This is a genomic window from Comamonas sp. CAH-2 (genome assembly GCF_009668305.1).
Lineage (GTDB): Bacteria > Pseudomonadota > Gammaproteobacteria > Burkholderiales > Burkholderiaceae_C > Comamonas > Comamonas aquatica.
Map to the genome: position 1 here is coordinate 1 of NZ_VSWF01000008.1, position 19,078 is coordinate 19,078.

The 19,078-nt window shown below is 67.5% G+C and carries 17 protein-coding genes; 6 read left to right on the forward strand and 11 right to left on the reverse strand.

Translation table 11 applies throughout. The features are described from left to right. A partial coding sequence (locus tag FYM52_RS07055; protein WP_154163587.1) for a DEAD/DEAH box helicase occupies positions 1 to 1,742 on the reverse strand: 1,742 nt, incomplete at its 3' end. 274 nt (positions 1,743 to 2,016) lie between these two features. Here FYM52_RS07055 and ettA point away from each other — a divergent pair. Together ettA and FYM52_RS07065 are read left to right on the forward strand one after the other, a co-directional pair. Further along, on the forward strand, positions 2,017 to 3,678 hold the full coding sequence (gene ettA / locus FYM52_RS07060) for an energy-dependent translational throttle protein EttA (RefSeq protein ID WP_042413302.1): 1,662 nt from the start codon (positions 2,017 to 2,019) through the stop codon (positions 3,676 to 3,678). Between the two features lie 343 nt (positions 3,679 to 4,021). Then, positions 4,022 to 5,011, forward strand: coding sequence for a tripartite tricarboxylate transporter substrate binding protein (locus FYM52_RS07065; RefSeq protein ID WP_042413300.1), 990 nt, complete (start codon positions 4,022 to 4,024; stop codon positions 5,009 to 5,011). A gap of 162 nt (positions 5,012 to 5,173) precedes the next feature. On the opposite strand, the gene FYM52_RS07070 is transcribed toward FYM52_RS07065, so the two are convergent. After that, complete coding sequence (locus FYM52_RS07070) at positions 5,174 to 6,190, reverse strand: P1 family peptidase (protein WP_154163588.1); 1,017 nt, start codon at positions 6,188 to 6,190, stop codon at positions 5,174 to 5,176. A gap of 180 nt (positions 6,191 to 6,370) precedes the next feature. Between FYM52_RS07070 and FYM52_RS07075 the strand changes: the two genes are divergently transcribed. Beyond that, positions 6,371 to 7,216 (forward strand): MetQ/NlpA family ABC transporter substrate-binding protein, encoded by an 846-nt coding sequence (locus FYM52_RS07075; protein WP_154163589.1) that lies wholly within the window; start codon positions 6,371 to 6,373, stop codon positions 7,214 to 7,216. A 256-nt stretch (positions 7,217 to 7,472) separates the two neighbouring features. Then, positions 7,473 to 7,781 carry a hypothetical protein gene (locus FYM52_RS07080; RefSeq protein ID WP_042413313.1) on the forward strand — a complete coding sequence of 103 codons (309 nt, stop codon included), beginning with the start codon at positions 7,473 to 7,475 and terminating at the stop codon, positions 7,779 to 7,781. A gap of 75 nt (positions 7,782 to 7,856) precedes the next feature. Here FYM52_RS07080 and pntB read toward each other — a convergent pair whose 3' ends face one another. Beyond that, positions 7,857 to 9,266 (reverse strand): Re/Si-specific NAD(P)(+) transhydrogenase subunit beta, encoded by a 1,410-nt coding sequence (pntB, locus tag FYM52_RS07085; protein WP_154163590.1) that lies wholly within the window; start codon positions 9,264 to 9,266, stop codon positions 7,857 to 7,859. Between the two features lie 27 nt (positions 9,267 to 9,293). Beyond that, positions 9,294 to 10,868, reverse strand: a complete 1,575-nt coding sequence (locus tag FYM52_RS07090) for a Re/Si-specific NAD(P)(+) transhydrogenase subunit alpha (RefSeq protein ID WP_370513810.1) — start codon at positions 10,866 to 10,868, stop codon at positions 9,294 to 9,296. A 398-nt stretch (positions 10,869 to 11,266) separates the two neighbouring features. Here FYM52_RS07090 and FYM52_RS07095 point away from each other — a divergent pair, with 398 nt between their 5' ends. Next, the gene (locus FYM52_RS07095; protein ID WP_042413291.1) at positions 11,267 to 12,091 is read left to right on the forward strand and encodes a MetQ/NlpA family ABC transporter substrate-binding protein; all 825 of its coding nucleotides are present in this window, start codon (positions 11,267 to 11,269) and stop codon (positions 12,089 to 12,091) included. Between the two features lie 60 nt (positions 12,092 to 12,151). On the opposite strand, the gene FYM52_RS07100 is transcribed toward FYM52_RS07095, so the two are convergent. Continuing rightward, a complete protein-coding gene (locus FYM52_RS07100; protein ID WP_154163592.1) occupies positions 12,152 to 13,357 on the reverse strand; it encodes a leucine-rich repeat-containing protein kinase family protein in 1,206 nt (401 codons plus the stop codon). A gap of 59 nt (positions 13,358 to 13,416) precedes the next feature. On the opposite strand from FYM52_RS07100, the gene FYM52_RS07105 reads away from it, so the two are divergent. Next, positions 13,417 to 14,343 carry an SMI1/KNR4 family protein gene (locus tag FYM52_RS07105; protein ID WP_370513811.1) on the forward strand — a complete coding sequence of 309 codons (927 nt, stop codon included), beginning with the start codon at positions 13,417 to 13,419 and terminating at the stop codon, positions 14,341 to 14,343. Positions 14,344 to 14,433: 90 nt separating this feature from the next. Here the strand turns inward: FYM52_RS07105 and FYM52_RS07110 are convergent, their stop codons facing one another. Genes FYM52_RS07110 through FYM52_RS07135 form a run of 6 tightly spaced genes read right to left on the reverse strand, consistent with a single transcriptional unit; the run spans position 14,434 to position 19,024 of the window. Further along, positions 14,434 to 14,832: a copper-binding protein gene (locus FYM52_RS07110; RefSeq protein ID WP_154163594.1), complete on the reverse strand. Its 399-nt coding sequence runs from the start codon at positions 14,830 to 14,832 to the stop codon at positions 14,434 to 14,436. Positions 14,833 to 14,846: 14 nt separating this feature from the next. Continuing rightward, a complete protein-coding gene (locus FYM52_RS07115; protein WP_043382133.1) occupies positions 14,847 to 15,338 on the reverse strand; it encodes a DUF411 domain-containing protein in 492 nt (163 codons plus the stop codon). A 29-nt stretch (positions 15,339 to 15,367) separates the two neighbouring features. Further along, the gene (locus FYM52_RS07120) at positions 15,368 to 15,862 is read right to left on the reverse strand and encodes a plastocyanin/azurin family copper-binding protein (RefSeq protein ID WP_154163595.1); all 495 of its coding nucleotides are present in this window, start codon (positions 15,860 to 15,862) and stop codon (positions 15,368 to 15,370) included. 14 nt (positions 15,863 to 15,876) lie between these two features. Continuing rightward, positions 15,877 to 17,262: a multicopper oxidase family protein gene (locus FYM52_RS07125; RefSeq protein WP_154163596.1), complete on the reverse strand. Its 1,386-nt coding sequence runs from the start codon at positions 17,260 to 17,262 to the stop codon at positions 15,877 to 15,879. A 2-nt stretch (positions 17,263 to 17,264) separates the two neighbouring features. After that, positions 17,265 to 18,701 (reverse strand): TolC family protein, encoded by a 1,437-nt coding sequence (locus FYM52_RS07130; protein WP_154163597.1) that lies wholly within the window; start codon positions 18,699 to 18,701, stop codon positions 17,265 to 17,267. Next, on the reverse strand, positions 18,698 to 19,024 hold the full coding sequence (locus FYM52_RS07135; protein WP_154163598.1) for a hypothetical protein: 327 nt from the start codon (positions 19,022 to 19,024) through the stop codon (positions 18,698 to 18,700). Before FYM52_RS07135 ends, FYM52_RS07130 begins: the two co-directional genes overlap by 4 nt. Positions 19,025 to 19,078: the final 54 nt, after the last annotated feature.

The following is a 19,078-nucleotide window of genomic DNA, read 5'->3' on the forward strand; positions in this document are numbered from 1 at the left end:
CGGGGGCCGCGCGAGACAGGGGTGCCCAACTGCGTGCCCAGGTGGGCATTGGGGCGCGGGGGTTGGTCTTCGAAGCGGCTGTTGCCGTAGTTGTCGCCGCCAGGCTGGCGGGCCGGGCGGGGTTGGCCGCCGGCACTGGCGTGGCTGGCCGGGCCGCGTGGGGCCTCGGTGCCGCGTGGGTTGTCGCGCGAGGGACGCTGGCGCGAACGGTTGTAACCCTGGCCGCTGCGGCGTGGCTGGCCGTCCTGGTCCAAGGCTTCGGCACGGGGCGCGCGCTCGGCGTTGCCGTCGGCGCGGCCTTCGAAGTTGGTGCCGGCGTTGTCGCGGGGGGCAAAGCCCTGGCGTGCCGGGCGGCGCGCGCCGCCACGGCGTGCGCCTTGCGAGGCACCGGCCTCGCCATCGGCCGGCTGGCCTTCGGCACGGGGCGCACGCGGGTTGCGCTGACCGCCACGGTCGGACTGGGTGCTCTTGGTGGTGCGGATGCGCTCCATCATTTCCTGGCGGGCGGCCTTGGCGGCGGCCTGCATGACGTCGCGGCTCGGTGGCTTGCCGGCACCGCCCCAGATGGTCTGGCGGCCCATGGCGATGGGCTCGGCCTTCTCACCTTCGTCGGGACCAAAGCCTTCCAGGGGCACCACGGGGATTTCCTGCTTGGTGAAGCGTTCGATCTCCATCATGAAGCCTTCTTCGTCCATGCAGACCAGGCTCACGGCATGCCCTTCACGGCCCGCGCGGCCGGTGCGGCCGATGCGGTGCACGTAGTCTTCGGGCACGTTGGGGATCTCGTAGTTCACGACGTGCGGCAGCTCGTCGATGTCGATGCCGCGGGCCGCGATGTCGGTGGCCACCAGGGCGCGCAGTTCACCGGTCTTGAAGCCGGCCAGCGCCTGGGTGCGGGCGCTCTGGCTCTTGTTGCCGTGTAGCGCCATGGCGGTGACGCCATTCTTGGTCAGGAATTCGGCCACGTTGTTGGCGCCGAACTTGGTGCGCGTGAACACCAGCACCTGGTTCCACTGGTTGTCGTTGATGATGTGCAGCAGCACCTGCTTCTTCTTGGCGCGGCCCACGGGGTGGATCACCTGCTTGATGCGCTGCACCGTGGTGTTGCGTGGCGTGACCTGGATGCTCTCGGGGTTCTTGAGCAGGCCGTTGGCCAGGGCGCGGATGTCGTCGCTGAAGGTGGCCGAGAACAGCAGGCTTTGCTTGTTCGAGGGCACCAGGGCCAGGATCTTCTTCACGTCGTGGATGAAGCCCATGTCCAGCATGCGGTCGGCTTCGTCCAGCACCAGCACTTCGACCTGGGACAGGTCCATGAAGCCTTGCTGCTGCAGGTCCAGCAGGCGGCCGGGGGTGGCCACCAGGATGTCCACGCCCTTGCGGATGCGGTCGATCTGGGGCTTCATGCCCACGCCCCCGAAGATCACGGTGGAGCTGATGTCCAGGTACTTGGAGTAGCCGCGGATGTTTTCTTCAATCTGCGCGGCCAGTTCGCGGGTGGGCGTCAGGATCAGGGCGCGGATGCCACCGGCGGGGTGGCTGGTGCCGCCCTGGGTCAGGCGGTGCAGGATGGGCAGCGAGAAGGCGGCCGTCTTGCCGGTTCCGGTCTGTGCGCCGGCCAGCAGGTCCTTGCCAGTCAACACGGCGGGGATGGCCTGGGCCTGGATTGGGGTTGGGTTTTCGTAGCCCTGCTCGAGCACTGCCTTGACGATGGCAGGTGCCAGGTTCAATTCTTCAAATGTCATTGTTGTCGATACGCCCATCCGGGCGCGGGGTATCAGCCTGTCGCAGCAACCGCAGCGGTTGCCCAGCCAGTCGTAGGCAGATGAGATTCACAGGAAGTGGGAGCCGGAATCGCTTGGGTTGGCGAGCCTTCGTCCCCAGCTGAATGCTGATGCCAAGGGGAAACTGGAGCCCCTGACGGTGGGTATTGTCGCATGCGGAGATAATCAGTGGTTGGGGCGCCTGTGCAATGAGCGCCAAATTTGTATTTTTTTAAAAGAATCTGCTGACAAACACATGGCTCAATACGTCTTTTCGATGAACCACCTGACCAAGACGGTGCCCCCCAAGCGCCAGATCTTGAAGGACATTTCGCTCAGTTTCTTCCCCGGCGCCAAGATCGGCGTGCTGGGTCTGAATGGCTCGGGCAAGTCTTCGCTGCTGAAGATCATGGCCGGCGTGGACAAGGAGTTCGAAGGCGAAGCCATTCCCATGCAGGGCCTGTCCATCGGCTACCTGCCGCAGGAGCCCCAGCTCAACCCCGAGCACACCGTGCGCCAGGCCGTCGAAGAAGCCATGGCCGAGGTGAACAACGCCAAGGCCCGCCTGGAAGAGGTGTATGCGGCCTACGCCGAGGAAGATGCCGACTTTGACGCGCTGGCGGCCGAGCAGGGCGAGCTGGAGGCCATCATTGCCGCCGCTGGCACCGACTCCGAGCACCAACTGGAAATCGCCGCCGACGCGCTGCGCCTGCCCGCCTGGGATGCCAAGGTGGGTCTGCTGTCCGGTGGTGAAAAGCGCCGCGTGGCGCTGTGCAAGCTGCTGCTGTCCAAGCCCGACATGCTGCTGCTGGACGAACCCACCAACCACTTGGACGCCGAGTCCGTGGACTGGCTGGAGCAGTTCCTGCACCGCTTCTCCGGCACCGTGGTGGCCATCACCCACGACCGCTACTTCCTGGACAACGCCGCCGAGTGGATTCTGGAACTGGACCGTGGTCACGGCATTCCCTACAAGGGCAACTACTCCGACTGGCTGATCCAGAAGGGCAACCGCCTGGAAGCCGAGCAAAAGGGCGAGGAAGCGCGCGCCAAGGCCCTGAAGAAGGAGCTGGAGTGGGTGCGCCAGAACGCCAAGGGCCGCCAGGCCAAGTCCAAGGCGCGTATTGCACGCTTCGAGGAACTGAGCGATTACGAATACCAGCGCCGCAACGAAACCCAGGAAATTTTCATTCCTGTGGCCGAACGTCTGGGCTCCAAGGTCATCGAGTTCCACAACGTCTCCAAGGCCTTTGGCGACCGTCTGTTGATCGACAACCTGTCGATGAACATTCCGGCTGGCGCCATCGTCGGCATCATCGGCCCCAACGGCGCTGGTAAGTCGACCCTGTTCAAGCTGATCGCCGGCAAGGAACAACCCGATTCCGGCACCGTGGAAATCGGCCAGACCGTGAAGATGGCCTTCGTCGACCAGCACCGCGATGCGCTGGCCGACGAGAAGACCGTGTGGGAAGACATCTCCGGTGGTCTGGACATGATCAACGTGGGCAAGTTCACCATGGCCTCGCGTGCCTATGCGGGCCGCTTCAACTTCAACGGCCAGGACCAGCAAAAGAAGGTCGGCATGCTGTCGGGTGGTGAGCGTGGCCGCCTGCACTTGGCCAAGACCCTGATCCAGGGCGGCAACGTGCTGCTGCTGGACGAACCCTCGAACGACTTGGACGTGGAAACCCTGCGTGCGCTGGAAGACGCGCTGCTGGAGTACGCCGGTACCGTGCTGGTGATCTCGCACGATCGCTGGTTCCTGGACCGTATCGCCACGCACATCCTGGCGGCCGAAGGTGACTCGCAGTGGGTGTTCTTCGACGGCAACTACCAGGAGTACGAGGCCGACAAGAAGAAGCGCCTCGGCGAAGAGGGCGCTGCCCCCAAGCGCTTCCGCTACAAGGCCCTCAAGTAATTGTTGTGCCCTGCATCAAAGGCTCCTTCGGGAGCCTTTTTGCATGGTGGCTGGCCTTGGGGGTAGAGGCATCCGTGGGTGGGGTGCGCACTGCGTCTGCGTTGCGATCAAACACCCACGCGGCGAGGAAGCCATGGGGTCATGGGCGACGGTGCTGCAACCAGCAACCCATCCGCTGGCGATGGGGGGCTGCCGGTGGGATGGCGGCCAGGGTGTACCCAGGCGGGGTTAACCCCCTCGGGAAAGTCGCCACATCGTCGGTATAAAGACACTCCTTGATATCCATCAAGCGCCACGCTGGCGCCAAGTGTGGCCGCCATAACGATCACAGGAGACTTTCCCCATGCGCTTTGATTTTTCGCTTTCCCGCCGTGCGTGCGCCCAACTGGGCATTGGTGTGCTGGCTTCTGCCGCTGTGTGCAGCAGCTGGGCCTCGGACTACCCCAACAAGCCGGTGCGCGTGGTGGTCGGTTTTTCCGCCGGGGGTACCACCGACGTGGTGGCGCGCATCATGGCCAAGGAGCTGACAGAGTCCCTGGGCCAGTCCTTCATCGTGGAAAACCGGCCCGGCGGGGGCAGCAACATCGCCACCGAAGCCGTCAAGGCTGCGGCCCCCGATGGCTATACCCTGCTGTTCGTGGCGGTGACCAGTGCCATCAACCAGACGCTGTACCCGAACGTGAAGTTCGATCTGAACCGCGACTTCGAGGCCGTGGCCCTGGGCGCCAAGGTGCCCAACATCCTGGTGGTGCACCCCAGCGTGCCGGCCAACAACGTCAAGGAGTTCATCGCCTGGGCGCGGGCCAACAACGACAAGATTTCCTACGCCTCCTCGGGCAGTGGCACCTCCATCCACATGGCGGGCGAGATGTTCAAGGTGCGCACGGGCCTGAAAACCCAGCACATTCCGTACAAGGGCAGCGCACCGGCGGTGACGGATTTGATCGGCGGCCAGGTGCAGTTCATGTTCGACAACATGCCCGCCTCGTGGCCGCATGTGCAGTCGGGCAAGCTCAAGGCCCTGGCGGTGACCACCAAGACCCGCTCGCCCTCGGCGCCCGATGTGCCCACGCTGGAGGAAAGCGGTGTCGCGCCGTTTGATGTGACCTCGTGGTTCGGCCTGATCGCGCCCAAGGGCACACCCAAGGAGGTGGTGGACAAGCTGAACAAGGCCATGAATGCCGCGTTTGACAAGCCCGAGGTGCAGCAGGCCTATGCCAAGCTGGGGGCCGTGTCGCAGAAGAACACGCCGCAGGACTTTGGCAACTTCATCCGCCAGGAGGTGCAGACCTGGGCGCCGGTGGTCAAGGCCTCGGGCGCCACGGTGGACTGAACGGGTAAGGCGGCCCGCTGGGGCCGCCGGGAGGGCGCGTGGGGCCAGCGCGGCGCACGTCCTTCATTAATGAGAGCAGGCAGCGTGCGATGGCTAAGGGGTTTAGGCAGTTTTGATGCTGAATCCCTTGTGCATCCAGCGCTGCCTGCTATTTTTTATGGATCAAGCGTGGGCGCGCGCCTGCCAGTCGGCCCAGCTGGGCAGACGTTCTTGGCCGGCCACGTCCACCGACTGCGCCAACAGGATGGCGCGTGCCGTGGCCAGGGCCACGGCCTCGGCCGCCAGGGTGAACAGCGTCATCAGCCCCAGGCTGCGCCCCGACTGGCCCGTGCCCAGGGCAAACAGGGTGTCGCCGTCGCTCATGGTGTGCACCGGGTTGATGGTGCGCGCCAGCCCATCGTGGGCCACGGTGGCCAGGCGCTGGGCCTGGGGCTTGGTGATCTGGGCATCGGTGGCCACCACGCCGAGGGTGGTGTTGCTGCCGGCCAGGATGGCGCTGGGCGCCTCGCCGCGCAGCAGGGCATCGCGTGCGCCCAGCAACTGCTGGCCATCGGCGGTGCGGGCGCCGGCCAGCAGCTGGTCGGTGTGCGGGTGGTAGACATCGCCCAGCGCATTGCAGGCCACCAGCGCGCCCACGGTCACGCCGTCCACGGTGAAGCTGGCCGTGCCGATGCCACCCTTCATGGCCCGCGCGTGGCCGAAGATCTTGCCCACCACGGCCCCGGCGCCCGCGCCCACGCTGCCTTCGGCCGGGCGCTCATGGCTGGCGGCCTGGCAGGCCGCGTAGCCCGCGGCGGCATCGGGGCGGATGCGCATGTCGCCCAGCATCACGTCAAACAGCACGGCCGCCGGCACCAGCGGGATGCGGCCCACGCCGATGTCCAGCCCGGCGCCTTGCTCCTCCAGCCAGCGCATGGTGCCGCTGGCGGCATCCAGCCCCCAGGCGCTGCCGCCGGACAGGGTGATGCCGTGCACCTGCTGCACCAGGTGGCTGGGGTCCAGCAGATCGGTCTCGCGTGTGCCGGGGGCGGCGCCGCGCACATCCACGCCCCCTACGGCCCCCTGCGGGCACAGCACCACGCTGCAGCCCGTGGGGCGGCGCGGGTCGGTGAAGTGGCCCACCTGGATGCCCTGTACCCGGGCGATGTGCCCGGCATGTGCCAAAAGCGTTGCGGTCAATGTGCACCTCGTCGTGGTCAAGTGGCTGGTTTATAGCGAACGGGAATAAATAGATGGTTTTTTAATCTTTGGGGTTTACCCTGAATGTCGGCATACTGCATGCCGATAAACGGTCTGGTCCATTCGCGTGGACACGCATTCTCGCGCAGGCCGGTCATTGCATTCCCAGGGAGTCACCACATGTTTGATCGCAATTCCTTCCAGGTAGGCGCTGCAGGCCGCCGTGCCGTGCTGACCGCCGCCGCGCTGGCCGTGGCCGGCATCCTGGCCGGCCCGGCCATGGCCCAGGACGCTGCCAAGAAGCAGCTGCGCATTGGCGCCACCGCCGGCTCTAACTACGACCTGCTGCAAGAAGGCATCGTGCCCCAGCTCAAGGCCAAGGGTTACACCGTCAAGCTGATCGAGTTCAACGACTATGTGCAGCCCAACCTGGCGCTGGACGATGGTTCGCTGGATGCCAACTTCTTCCAGCACCGCGCCTATTTCGACCAGTTCACCACCGACCGCAAGCTCAAGCTGACGGCCATCGTGCAAGGCCCCGTGGCCCCGATGGGCGTGTACTCCAAGAAGTTCAAGAGCATCAACGAGCTGAAGGCCGGCGCCCGCGTGGCCCTGCCCAACGACCCCAGCAACCTGGCGCGTGCGCTGCTGGTGCTGCAGAACGCCGGCCTCATCAAGATCAAGGACGGTGTGAACCCCGCCCGCGTGTCTGAGCTGGACCTGGCCGAGAACAAGCACAAGCTCAAGTTCCTGCCCCTGGATGCGGCCCACCTGCCCCGCGCGCTGGAAGACGCGGACTTCGTGGTGGTCAACGGCAACTTCGCCATGTCCTCGGGCCTGAAGCTGACGGAAGCCGTGATCCTGGAAAAGACCCCTGACCAGTACCTGAACGTGGTGGCCGTCAAGACCGGGAACGAAACCGCCCAGTGGGCCAAGGACCTGGCCGAGGCCTACCGCTCGCCCGCCTTCAAGCAGGTGGTGGACACCAAGTTCGTGGGCTACATGAAGCCTGCATTCCTGCAGTGAGGTGGGCCCACGTGGCCGCCGGATCCTGACCAAGCAGCCTGCGGGCTGCTTTTTTTGTGGCCGGCCGCCGGTACTGCCGGCCCGTGGGGCACCCTGGCGAAGGTACGGCTGGCGCCACCAGGCAGGCAGGGCGCAGGGGCTGCCCCGGCAGACGGCGCTGGCCTGCGCTGTAAGCGGCGCACACGGCTTTTACAAAATGTGGCGCGGTTTCGGGCCTAGGCTTGCGGCGTCAGCCACCACTGTGAAGCGCCGCACCATGCCACGAATCCTTGCCACGATGGGTCTGCCCGTTCTCCTGTTGGCCCTGCCGTTCACCAGCTGGGCGGGGGATGACGATGACCACCGCCACTACCGCAAGCACGAACACCGCCACCACGCGCACAAGCAAGAGTTCTGGGATGGCCAGTGCAAGGTCAAGCGCGAGTGGAAGAAGAACGGCGAGTACAAGGAAAAGCGCAAATGCAAGGACCGCCCCGTGGTCTACCAGCAGCCCTACCCCGTGTACGTCGCGCCCTTGCCCCCTCAGGGGGTGGTGATCCAGTCGCAGATCCACCTGCGCCCCTGACGCGTGGGCCGCGGCCGGCCCGTCGGTGCCACTGGGGCCAACCGTAGTGCCTTGGGGGCGCAGCAGCGGCCGTGCTCAGGCGCGCAGCGCCGTCAGCACCTCGTCCAGCATCTTCTTGGCGTCGCCAAACAGCATGCGGTTGTTGTCCTTGTAGAACAGCGGGTTGTCCACACCGGCATAGCCGGAGGCCATGGACCGCTTCATGACGACGGACTGCCGGGCGCGCCAGACTTCCAGCACCGGCATGCCGGCAATCGGACTGGCCGGGTCATCCTGGGCGGCCGGGTTCACGATGTCGTTGGCGCCGATCACCATGGCCACATCGGCCTCGGGGAAGTCGTCGTTGATCTCGTCCATCTCCATCACGATGTCGTAGGGCACCTTGGCCTCGGCCAGCAGCACATTCATGTGGCCGGGCATGCGCCCGGCCACGGGGTGGATGGCGAACTGCACCTGCACGCCCTTGGCGCGCAGGGCCTTGGTGATCTCGTTGACCGTGTGCTGGGCCTGGGCCACGGCCATGCCGTAGCCGGGCACGATGATGACGCGTTTGGCTTCGCGCAGCAGGTCGGCCGTCTCCATGGCGCTGATGGCGGTGACCTCGCCCTGGGGCTGGGCGGTGGCATTGCCCGTCTTGGCCGGTGCGCCCGAGCCGAAGCCGCCGGCAATCACGCTCAGGAAGTTGCGGTTCATGGCCTGGCACATGATGTAGCTCAGGATGGCGCCCGAGGAGCCCACCAGCGCGCCGGTGACGATCAGCAGGTCGTTGCCCAGCATGAAGCCGGTGGCCGCTGCGGCCCAGCCCGAGTAGCTGTTGAGCATGGACACCACCACGGGCATGTCGGCACCGCCGATGGCCATGACCATGTGGATGCCGAACAGCAGGGCGATGGCGGTCATCACGACCAGCGGCAGCATGCCCTGGGCGATGCCCTCGGCACGCAGGAATTCGCGGCCGAACCCGATCACCAGCAGCAGTGCCGCCAGGTTGAGCCAGTGGCGCGCCGGCAGCAGCAGCGGCTTGCCGCCGATGCGGCCGTTGAGCTTGCCGAAGGCGATCAGCGAACCCGAGAAGGTCACGGCACCGATCAGGATGCCGACATAGATCTCCACCTCGTGGATCAGCTGCTCGGCGCCTTGCAGCGGGGTGGAGGTGTCGACATAGCTGGCAAAGCCGACCAGGCAGGCGGCCAAGCCGACCAGGCTGTGCATCAGCGCCACCAGCTCGGGCATCTGCGTCATCTTCACGACCTTGGCCGCGTACAGGCCGATGCCGCCGCCGACGACCAGGGCGCCGACGATCCAGGCCATGCCCTCGACACTGACGCGCGGGCCGAACACGGTGGCCAGCACGGCCAGGGCCATGCCGACCATGCCGAACAGATTGCCGCGGCGCGAGGTTTCGGGGTTGGACAGGCCGCCCAGGCTCAGGATGAACAAAATGGCGGCGCCCAGGTAGGCCACTGTTGCGAGACTTTGGGACATGGTGTTGCTCTCTGCTGCTCGTGCTTGTTATTTGCGGAACATGGCCAGCATGCGGCGCGTGACGGCAAAGCCGCCGAACATATTGATAGCTGTCAGCACAAGCGCAGCAAGGGCCAGCCAGCGAATTAGTTCATCCGGCCGTCCCGTGCCGGCCGTGCCCGGCGGCGCAATCTGCACCAGGGCGCCGAGGGCGATGATGCTGGAGATGGCATTGGTCACGCTCATCAGCGGCGTGTGCAGGGCTGGCGTCACGTTCCAGACCACCATGTAGCCGATGAAACAGGCCAGCACGAACACCGTGAAGTGCCCCAGGAAGGCCGCCGGCGCATAGGCGCCGATGCCCCAGAACGCCAGGGCCACCACGGCAAACAGGAGGGCCAGCGTCTTGGCCGGCAGCGGGCCGCTGCTGCCGTGGCCGCCTTTCTTCTTGGTCTCGGCCGCCGGCGTGGCTGCGGTGGTGGCGGCCGGCGCAGGTTTGGGGGCCACCACCAGCGGGGGCGCCGGCCAGGTGATGGCGCCGTCCTTGATCACCGTGAGGCCGCGGATCGCGTCGTCCTCCATGTTGACCACGGCCACGCCGTTCTTGGCCTTGCACAGCTCCTCGGTCAGGCGCAGCAGGTTGGTGGCGTACAGCGTGGACGACTGCTTGGCCAGGCGCGAGGCCAGGTCGGTGTAGCCAATGATGGTGACGCCATAGCGCACCAGGGCTTCGTCGGCCACGGTCAGCTCGCAGTTGCCGCCTTGTTCGGCAGCCATGTCCACGATCACGCTGCCGGGCTTCATGCTGCGCACCATCTCGGCCGTGATCAGCTTGGGGGCCGGCTTGCCGGGGATCAGCGCCGTGGTGATGATGATGTCGGCATCCTGGGCCTGCTGTGCATACATCTGGCGTTGCGCGGCTTGAAAGCCCTCGCTCATCACCTTGGCGTAGCCGCCGCCGCCCGCGCCGTCTTCCTCGTAGTCGACCTTGACGAACTCGCCACCCAGCGAGGTGACCTGGTCGGCCACCTCGGCGCGCGTGTCATTGGCCCGCACGATGGCGCCCATGTTGGCGGCCGTGCCAATCGCCGACAGGCCGGCCACGCCGGCCCCGGCAATGAACACCTTGGCCGGGGGCACCTTGCCCGCCGCAGTGATCTGGCCGTTGAAGAAGCGGCCAAAGGCGTTGGCCGCCTCGATCACGGCGCGGTAGCCGGAGACGCCGGCCATGGAGGTCAGCGCATCCATCTTCTGGGCGCGCGACAGCGTGCGCGGCAGTGCATCGATGGCCAGCACCGTCACCTGCCGGGCGGCCAGTTGCTGCATCAGTTCGGGGTTCTGTGCCGGCCAGATGAAGTCGATCAGGATCTGGCCGGGGTGCATTAGCGCGACCTCGTCGGCCGTGGGCGGGCGCACCTTGAAGACGATGTCGGCGGCCTGCCAGACTGCGGCAGCACTGGGCAGCACCTCGGCCCCGACGGCGCGGTAGGCATCGTCGCTGAAGTTGGCGGCATCGCCGGCGCCGGTCTCGATGGCGACCGCAAAGCCCAGCTGGCGCAGTTTTTCCACCACATCGGGCACGGTGGCCACGCGCTTTTCACGCGGGAAGGTTTCGCGGAGCACCCCGATGCGTTGCGGGGCGGGGTGGGCGGTGTCTTGCGTCAAGGCCGTCTCCTGGTGTTGTGTCATCGGTACGTGCGCCCGTCAGGGCGCAGGGCAGCAACCGGGCTGCTCTTGCGATGCACTCTACGGGTGTCGCTGCAGAAAAGATAGGCGGGCTTGCGGGGTGTCGTTGATTTGCCGCGGCGCGCGGCCCCTCCCCGGTTGGGTGTCCCGCATGCGCCATGGTGCCGCTGGGGAGTGCCTGCTGGGTGATCCAGGGAGCGACTGTTAATGTGTTCTGGGTATATGCAGCGTATTTTTTATTCGTTGGGATTTGAAGGACGCCTGCGGATACTGCAGGACATCAGCGCGCACCCCCAGGTCGCGTGATGCACAAACCCTCAGGAGGCAAGACCCATATGTTCCGTTTCAATCCCCAGCGCCGCGCTGCCGTGGCTTTCACCCTGGCACTGGCCAGCCTGGCCGCCAGCCCCGCCATGGCGCAGGACGCCAGCAAGCCCCAGCTCGTCATCGGCGGCACGGCCGGCTCCAACATCGACCAGCTGCAGTCGGGCATCGTGCCCCTGCTCAAGGCCAAGGGCTACAAGGTCAAGCTGGTGGAGTTCAACGACTACGTGCAGCCCAACCTGGCGTTGGCCGATGGTTCGCTCGATGCCAACTTCTTCCAGCATGAGGTGTATTTCAACCAGTTCAAGGGTGACCGCAAGCTGGACCTGAAGGCCCTGGTGCAGGGCCCGATCGCGCCCATGGGCGTGTATTCCAAGCAGCGCAAGAGCCTGGCGGAGCTTAAGGAAGGCGACCGCGTGGCCCTGCCCAACGACCCCAGCAACCTGGCGCGCGGCATCCTGCTGCTGCAGCAGGCCGGGCTGGTCAAGCTCAAGGAGGGGGTGAACCCGCTGCGCGTGTCCGAGCTGGACCTGGCCGCCAACCCCAAGAAGATCAAGCTGGTGCCGCTGGACGCCGCCCACCTGCCGCGGGCGCTGGAGGATACGCAGTTCGCCATCATCAACGGCAACTTCGCCATCTCCTCGGGCCTGAAGCTCAGCGATGCCGTGCTGCTGGAAAAGACCCCCGACCACTACCTGAACGTGGTGGCCGTCAAGACCAAGGACCAGGGCGCGCAATGGGCCAAGGACCTGGAACAGGCCTTCCGTTCGCAGGAGTTCAAGCAGGTGGTGGACAAGCAGTTTGCCGGCTATGCCAAGCCGGCCTTCCTACAGTAACGATTTTCTTGGCGTGTGTGAAAGTACTTGGGCTGCCTTCGGGCAGCCCTTTTTTATGGCTCAGGCGCAGCGGGCCAGGACCTCGGCCTCCAGGTGCGCGAAGGCGCGCCACTCCAGGGCCTGCAGCTGCGCCACCTGGTCGCGGGGCAGATCGCGGGTCAGCGCGGCCGCGCCCAGGTCGCTGAGCATGGCCTCGCCCGTGGCCGGGTCCCACAGGATGTTGTGGGCGTACAGGTCGCCATGCAGCACACCGTGGTCGTGCAGGTGCTGCACCGCGCTGCGCACGCCGGCCAGCAGGCGCTGGGCGGTGGCGGGCGTGAAGGCCGTGTCCGGTGCATAGACATCGCGCGTGCAGCTGTCCAGGCTGGGTGGGCCGGCCAGGTTGCGCAGGCTGGCCGGCAGCAGGGGCAAGGCCATGGCCAGCCGACCGTCCGGGTGGCCGTCCACCCGGGCCAGGGGCGTGAGCAGCTGCGGGTGCTGGCCCGCGGCCAGGCCGGCCGCCAGTTCGGACTGCGGGCTGCCGTCGCTGGTGGCGGCGGCCTTGAACACCTTGAGCGCGATGGCCGTCCCGCTGTCGTTGCAGGTGGCCTGGTGGATGTGGCCGCTGGCGCCTTCGCCCAGTTGTGCACCCAGGCTGAGTTGGGGATAAGAAATGGCCGTTTGCGCTGATACAGCCAGCGCGGACAGCTCACTTTCTTGCGTCAACGGGTTGCCAGCGATCGCCACCCAGGCCAGCGCCGGCAGCTGCCACAGCGTGGCGGGCAGCGTGGTGAAGCGGTTGCCGGCGATGCGCAGCAGCTCCAGCCTTTGGCAGGCGCGCAGGTCCGGCAGGTCCGTGAGCTGGTTGCACGACAGCATCAGCTTTTGCAGGCGTAGGCGCTGGCCCAGGCTGGCGGGCAGCGCACGGAGCTGGTTGTCGGTCAGGATCAGCCAGCGCAGGCGCGGTGGCAGGCTGGCCTCGGGCACATGGGCAATCCGGCAGGCCTTGAAGCCCACCATCTCCAGCGCGGGCATCTGGCCCAGCACCGCCGGCAGTTCGGTGAAGGGGTTGTGGGAAGCAAACAGGATGCGCAGTTGGTGCAGGCGTGGCAGGTCCGCGGGCAGCTGCTGCAGCTGGTTGTGGGAGAGGTCCAGCACCTCCAGCGAGTCGGCCAGCGCATACAGCGCCGGTGGAAACTCCGTCAGCGCATCGCTGAGCTGGATGTGGCGGGCGCCGGCCAACCGGCCCTCGGCCAGCTGCGCGTGAAATTGCTTGAGCGTCATCATGAGGGCCGCAGTCTAAGCGCGGCACAGCGAATGAAAATCTGAACAACCTGCCGGCCTTGGTGCAGGCCTTGCCACAGCGGGCGGCGACGGACTGGATGGACCTGCCTGCGCTCCACCGCCAACGGTCATCGGCCGCACAGACCGACCCCGGCGCGATCCTGCTGCAGCCTGGCGCCCGTTGCCTGGTGCGTCCGGGGACCGATGCGCCGCGCATGGGGGATGTCCCTTGGCTGCCCGTGGCCGTGCTGCACCAGAGGGACTGGCGCCAACCTCTGCTGCAACTGCTGCAGGCGGAGCTGGGCCACAGCCCGCGCTTTGCCCCGCAGGATGCGGTGATCTGGGCGGATGCACAGGTGCCCGCACCGCACTGGCCGGATCGCCCCGGGGATGCGCCGCAGCGGCTGCAGTTCTGGAACCTGGGCCTGCAGGCCCATGCCTGGATGGCGATGCAGGTGTGCCAGCCCACCCCATCAGCCGCGCCGCGCGTGTGCGAATGGCGGCTGGGCTGCCCGCTGTCCCCGGCATTGCGCGATGACTGGTTGCACCTTGGCGTGCAGGATTGGGCCGAGGGCCTGTTGGCGGCGGCATGGCAGGGCCAGGCGCCAGGGAGGGACTGGGCCGCCATCGGCCCGGTGCAGGGGGTGTTTCCCGGCGTGATGGACATCGTGGCCATGGCCGATCCGCAGGACGCCGCCACGCTGTGCGCCGGCATCGCGGACCTGGTGGACTTTGGGGACGACCTGGGCGATGGCAACCTGTGGTGCTTCAGCCGGACCGACGGCGCGGTCTGGTACCTGGACCACGACAGTGCGCCGTTGCTGACGCGGGTGTTGGACGACGTGGGCGACGATCTGGATGCGCTGGCCCTGATGGCCTTGTGCACCGCGCAGGCCACGGCACAGGGACGGGACGATGGGGACGCGCAGGCCGAGGCCTGGCTGTCGGCACGCTGGGGACCGGCCATGGTCCGCAAGTGGATGTACTGACGGCTGGGGTCTTGTGCTTTGGTGCGGCCCACCATGCACTCTGGCGCCTGCAGGCGCCGGAGTGCAAAGCAGGCCATGGCCATGCGACCCTCAGGACGCCGGCTGGATGCGGGTGATGACCAGCGTGCCGGCCTGGTCTTCGACACGGAACCGCACCTGGTCGCCGGGCTTGAACTGGGCGGCCTGCTGCGCGTCCTGCAGGCCAAACACCATGGTCATGGGCGGCATGTCCAGGTGGGTGATGGCGCCGTGGCGGATGGTCAGCTTGCCGCTGCGGGCGTCGACGCGGGTGATGACGCCCTCGGTCAACGCCGGGTCGGCTGCCGCCGCTGGCGCAGGGCTGCTGGCCGCCGCTGCTGGCGCATGGTGGCTGGCGTGGTCCTGTGCCTGTGCCTGTGCCTGTGCCTGTGCCTGTGCCTGTGCCGTCGTCAGGCCCAGCAGCAGGCCGGCAGCGCAGCCCAGGCGGCGCAGGGTGGAGAAGGTGGACATGGTGGGACTCCTCTTCAACGGTAGCTGGTGTAGACGCGGGTGCTGACGGTGCTGCCCATCAGCGACTTGGTGACCAGCAGCACGTCGTACGGGTCCTTGCGGCCACCGTATTCGGGGCCGTCCATGCCGGGGCTGCCGATGGGCATGCCGGGCACGGTGATGCCCAGCGCCTTGGGCTTGTCCTTGAGCAGCTTGTGCACGTCGGCGGCGGGCACATGGCCTTCGACCAGGTAGCCGCCGACCAGTGCGGTGTGGCAGGAGCCGTACTGCACGGGCAGGCCCAGCTTGGCGCGCACGGCGCTGTTGCCGCTGTCGTGCACGGTGACGGCAAAGCCGGCCTGCTCCATCAGCACGATCCAGTCCTTGCAGCAGCCGCAGTTGGGATCCTTCCAGACTTCCATGGGGATCTTGGCGGGCGAGGCAGCCAGGGCCGGCAGGGCGGCCAGACCGGCGGCGGCGGCCAGCAGGTGCAGGGCGTGGCGGCGGGTGGTGGTTGGGGTGTGCATGGTGGGTTTCCTTTCTGGGACCACAGTGTTCAGGGGGTGACGGTGAAGCGGCCTTGCATGCCAGCCTGGTAGTGGCCGGGAATCAGGCAGGCAAAGTCAAAAGTGCCGGGGCGGTTGAAGTGCCAGACCAAGTCCTCGCGCTCGCCCGGGGCCACATGGGCCATGTACGGTTCGGCATGTTCCATGCCGGGGAACTTGAGCATCAGCGCCGCGTGTTCTTGCAGCGATGCGGCGGTGCCCAGCACCACCTCGTGCAGGATCTGGCCGCGGTTTTCCACGCGCAGGCGCAGGGTCTCGCCCTGGCGCACGCTGAAGTGGTCGGGCTCGAAGCGCATGTCGTCCGTCATCCGGAGGGTGAGGGTGCGCAGCCCGGGCCGGGCATCGCCGGCGATGCCCCAGGCTTTTTGTTCTGGCGGCACCGCGGTGGCAGGATCGGCCGGGGTGTGGGCCGCATTGCCATGGGCAAAAGTGGCTGTAGCGCATGCCAGTAAAGCGCTGGCAGCTATGTATTTCAGAGTTTGCATGATTGGCTCCGGCATCAATGGTGGGCAGGGCCGTGGCCGGCTGCCGGTTTGCGTACGCTGGGGGCACCCGGTGCCTGGCCGGGCGGGGTGGGGCGTGGTGCCTGCGCCTCCAGCGGGGCGCCCTGCCAGGCATAGGCTTGCGTGCCCCGGGGCTGCGCGAACCAGCCGGGGTCGCCGTAGTCGTTGGCGCCCAGGCCCTTGCGCACCTTGAAGCTGGTGAACATGCCGCCCATCTCGATGTTCCCGTACGGCCCTTGGCCCGTCATCATCGGGAAGGTGTTGTCGGGCAGGGGCATTTCCATGGCCCCCATGTCGCCCATGCCGCGCTCGCCCATCAGCATGTAGTCGGGCACGATCTTCTGGATCTTGCCCACCAGGCCGCGGTGGTCCACGCCAATCATGGTGGGCACGTTGTGGCCCATGGCGCCCATGGTGTGGTGGCTCTTGTGGCAGTGCAGGGCCCAGTCGCCGGGCTCGTCGGCGATCAGCTCGATCTGCCGCATCTGGCCCACGGCCACGTCGGTGGTCACCTCGGGCCAGCGGGCGGACTTGGGCACGGGGCCGCCGTCGGTGCCGGTGACCTCGAACTCGTGGCCGTGCAGGTGGATGGGGTGGTTGGTCATGGTCAGGTTGCCCACACGGATGCGCACCCTGTCGCCTTGCTTGGCCACCAGCGGCGTGATGGACGGAAAGGCCCGGCTGTTGAAGGTCCAGATGTTGAAGTCCGTCATCTCGTTGATGCGCGGCGTCATGGCCCCGGGCTCCACGGCATAGGCGGCCAGCAGGAAGGCGTAGTCGCGCTGCACGTCGGCAATCAGCGGGTGGCGGCCCTTGGGGTGGGTGATCCACAGGCCCATCATGCCCATGGCCATCTGCACCATCTCGTCCGAATGCGGGTGGTACATGAAGGTGCCGGGGCGGCGCGCCGTGAACTCGTAGACAAAGGTCTTGCCCGGCGGGATGTGTGGCTGGTTCAGGCCGCCCACACCGTCCATGCCGTTGGGCAGGCGCTGGCCGTGCCAGTGGATGGTGGTGGCCTCGGGCAGACGGTTGGTGACGAAGATGCGCACCTGGTCGCCCTCGACCACCTCGATGGTCGGTCCGGGCGACTGGCCGTTGTAGCCCCACATGTTGACGAGAAAGCCCGGCGCGACCTCGCGCACCACGGGCTCGGCCACCAGGTGGAACTCCTTGACGCCGGCGTTCATGCGCCAGGGCGTGGTCCAGCCGTTCAAGGTGACCACCGGGTGGTAGGGCCGGCCATTGGGTGGCGTCAGCGGCGCGGCCGTGTCGGCGTTGCTTTGCAGCACGGGTTCGGGCAGGGCCGCCATGGCGACCCGGCTGACGGAGGCAGCGGCCACTGCGGTGGCGGCGCCGGTGAAGAAATTGCGGCGGTTCATGCTCAGTGGCCTTGTGCAGGGGATTCGGACGGTGTGGCCGGGGTCGAGAGGCTGGCAGCCCCTGTGCCGGGCGAGGTGCTGTACAGCGCCAGTTGCAGGTCCACATCGGCCAGCCAGAAGTCGCGCTGGGCCTCGGTGGCGGTGGCCACGGCCTGGGCGGTGGCGCGGGCCTGGGCCAGCAGCTGCCAGGTGCTGATGAACATGCCGTTGTAGCGGTAGACGGCCTCCTCCTGCATCTGCTGGGCCAGGGGCAGCACCTCGGTGCGCTGCTGCTGCGCCAGGTCCCAGGCCGTGCGGTAGCGCAGCCAGCTGGTGCGCGCCTCGCTGCGCGCCTGCAGGGCCGCGTTGCGCAGCTGGGCACTGCGGTGCTGCAGCTGCGCGCGTGCCCCGGCTGCGGCCACGCCGCCCCAGTCGAACAGGGGCAGGGGCAGCTCCAGCTCCCAGCCGCGCGTGACCTCGTCGTGGCGTGTGGCGCGGTCGGTGGTGGTGTTGCGGCTGTAGCTGGCGCCGATGTCGCCAAACAGCGCGCCCACGCGGGCGAAACCGTGGCGATCGGCCGTGGTGTCCAGCTCACGGCGCAGGGCGCGCACGTCCAAGCGCTCGCGCAGGGCGGTGGCCTCGGCATTGGCCCCGGTGTGCAGGGCCTCGCCCTTGGGCAGGGGTGGCAGGCTGTCCGGCAGGGCAAAGTCGGCCTGCGGGCCCCACAGGCCCATCAGGCGGGCCAGTTGCTCGCGCTCCAGGGCCGCGTTCAGGCGGGCGCGGGCCAGTTGGGCGGCGGCGTCGTGCTGCACGCGCAGCTCCTGGGCCTGCTCCCGCTTGCTGAAGTTGCCGACCAGGGCCATGCGCCGGGCCAGCTCGCCGCCAGCTGCCGCGGCCTCGTGCATGCGTTCGGCGGCCTGCAGGCTTTGCTGCGCCGCCACGGCCCGCAGCCAGGCGCGGCGGGTGTCGGCCGCGTGCAGCAGCACCTGCTGGGCGGCAGTGAGCGTGGCCTGCTCCAGCTGCCAGCCTTGCCAGCGGCTGCGCCACGGCATGGTGATGAGCTGGACCAGGTTGAGGCTGAGCTGGCGCTCGATCTCGCGCTCATGGCCGTTGACGAAGCGCCCCAGCGTCAGCGTGGGGTTGAACAGGGTCAGGGCCTGGGCGCGCTGCGCATCCTGGCGGGCCAGCTGTGCCAGCTGGGCTTGCAGGCTGGGGCTGCGCAGCAGGGCGATGCGCACGGCCGTGTCGGCATCCACGGGCTGGCTCAGCCACTGGGCGATCTGTGCCTCGGTGGTCGGTTGGGCGCGGGAATCCGTGGACGGCAACTGGCTGTCGGCAGGCAGCCGGGAGGCCGTGTGGCGGTCCACGGCGCTGCGCAGGCCATCGGGGGCCACGCTGGCGCAGCCCGCCAGCACCACGGCGGCGAGCACGGGGCTGAGTCGCAGGGCACGGCGGTTCATGGCTGGCCTCCGTGCTGGTGCGTGCCGGGTGCTGTGGGCGCTGGCGTGGGCGTTTGCGCGGCTTCCCAACGCAGCACATCGGCGTGGCCGCGCGCAAAGCTGGCCACGGCCGCATTCGCGGCGCGCCAGTCCTGCGGGCTGGTGACCAGGGCGCCGCTGGCGGGCAGTGCGGTGTGCACCAAGGGGCGCTGGGCCGCGGTGCTGGACGCCCGCTCGGTGGTGTGGGCCGCGGGCGGCGGCGATGGGGGGGTCTGGGCCAGAGCCCAGGGCGTGGCCAGGCTCAGTCCGAGCAACCACGGGGTGACAAAGTGCGCGTTGCGCATGCAGCAATCTCCTGCGACAAGAAACCTTTCAGCGTTGGCGGCACGTTCTGCCCA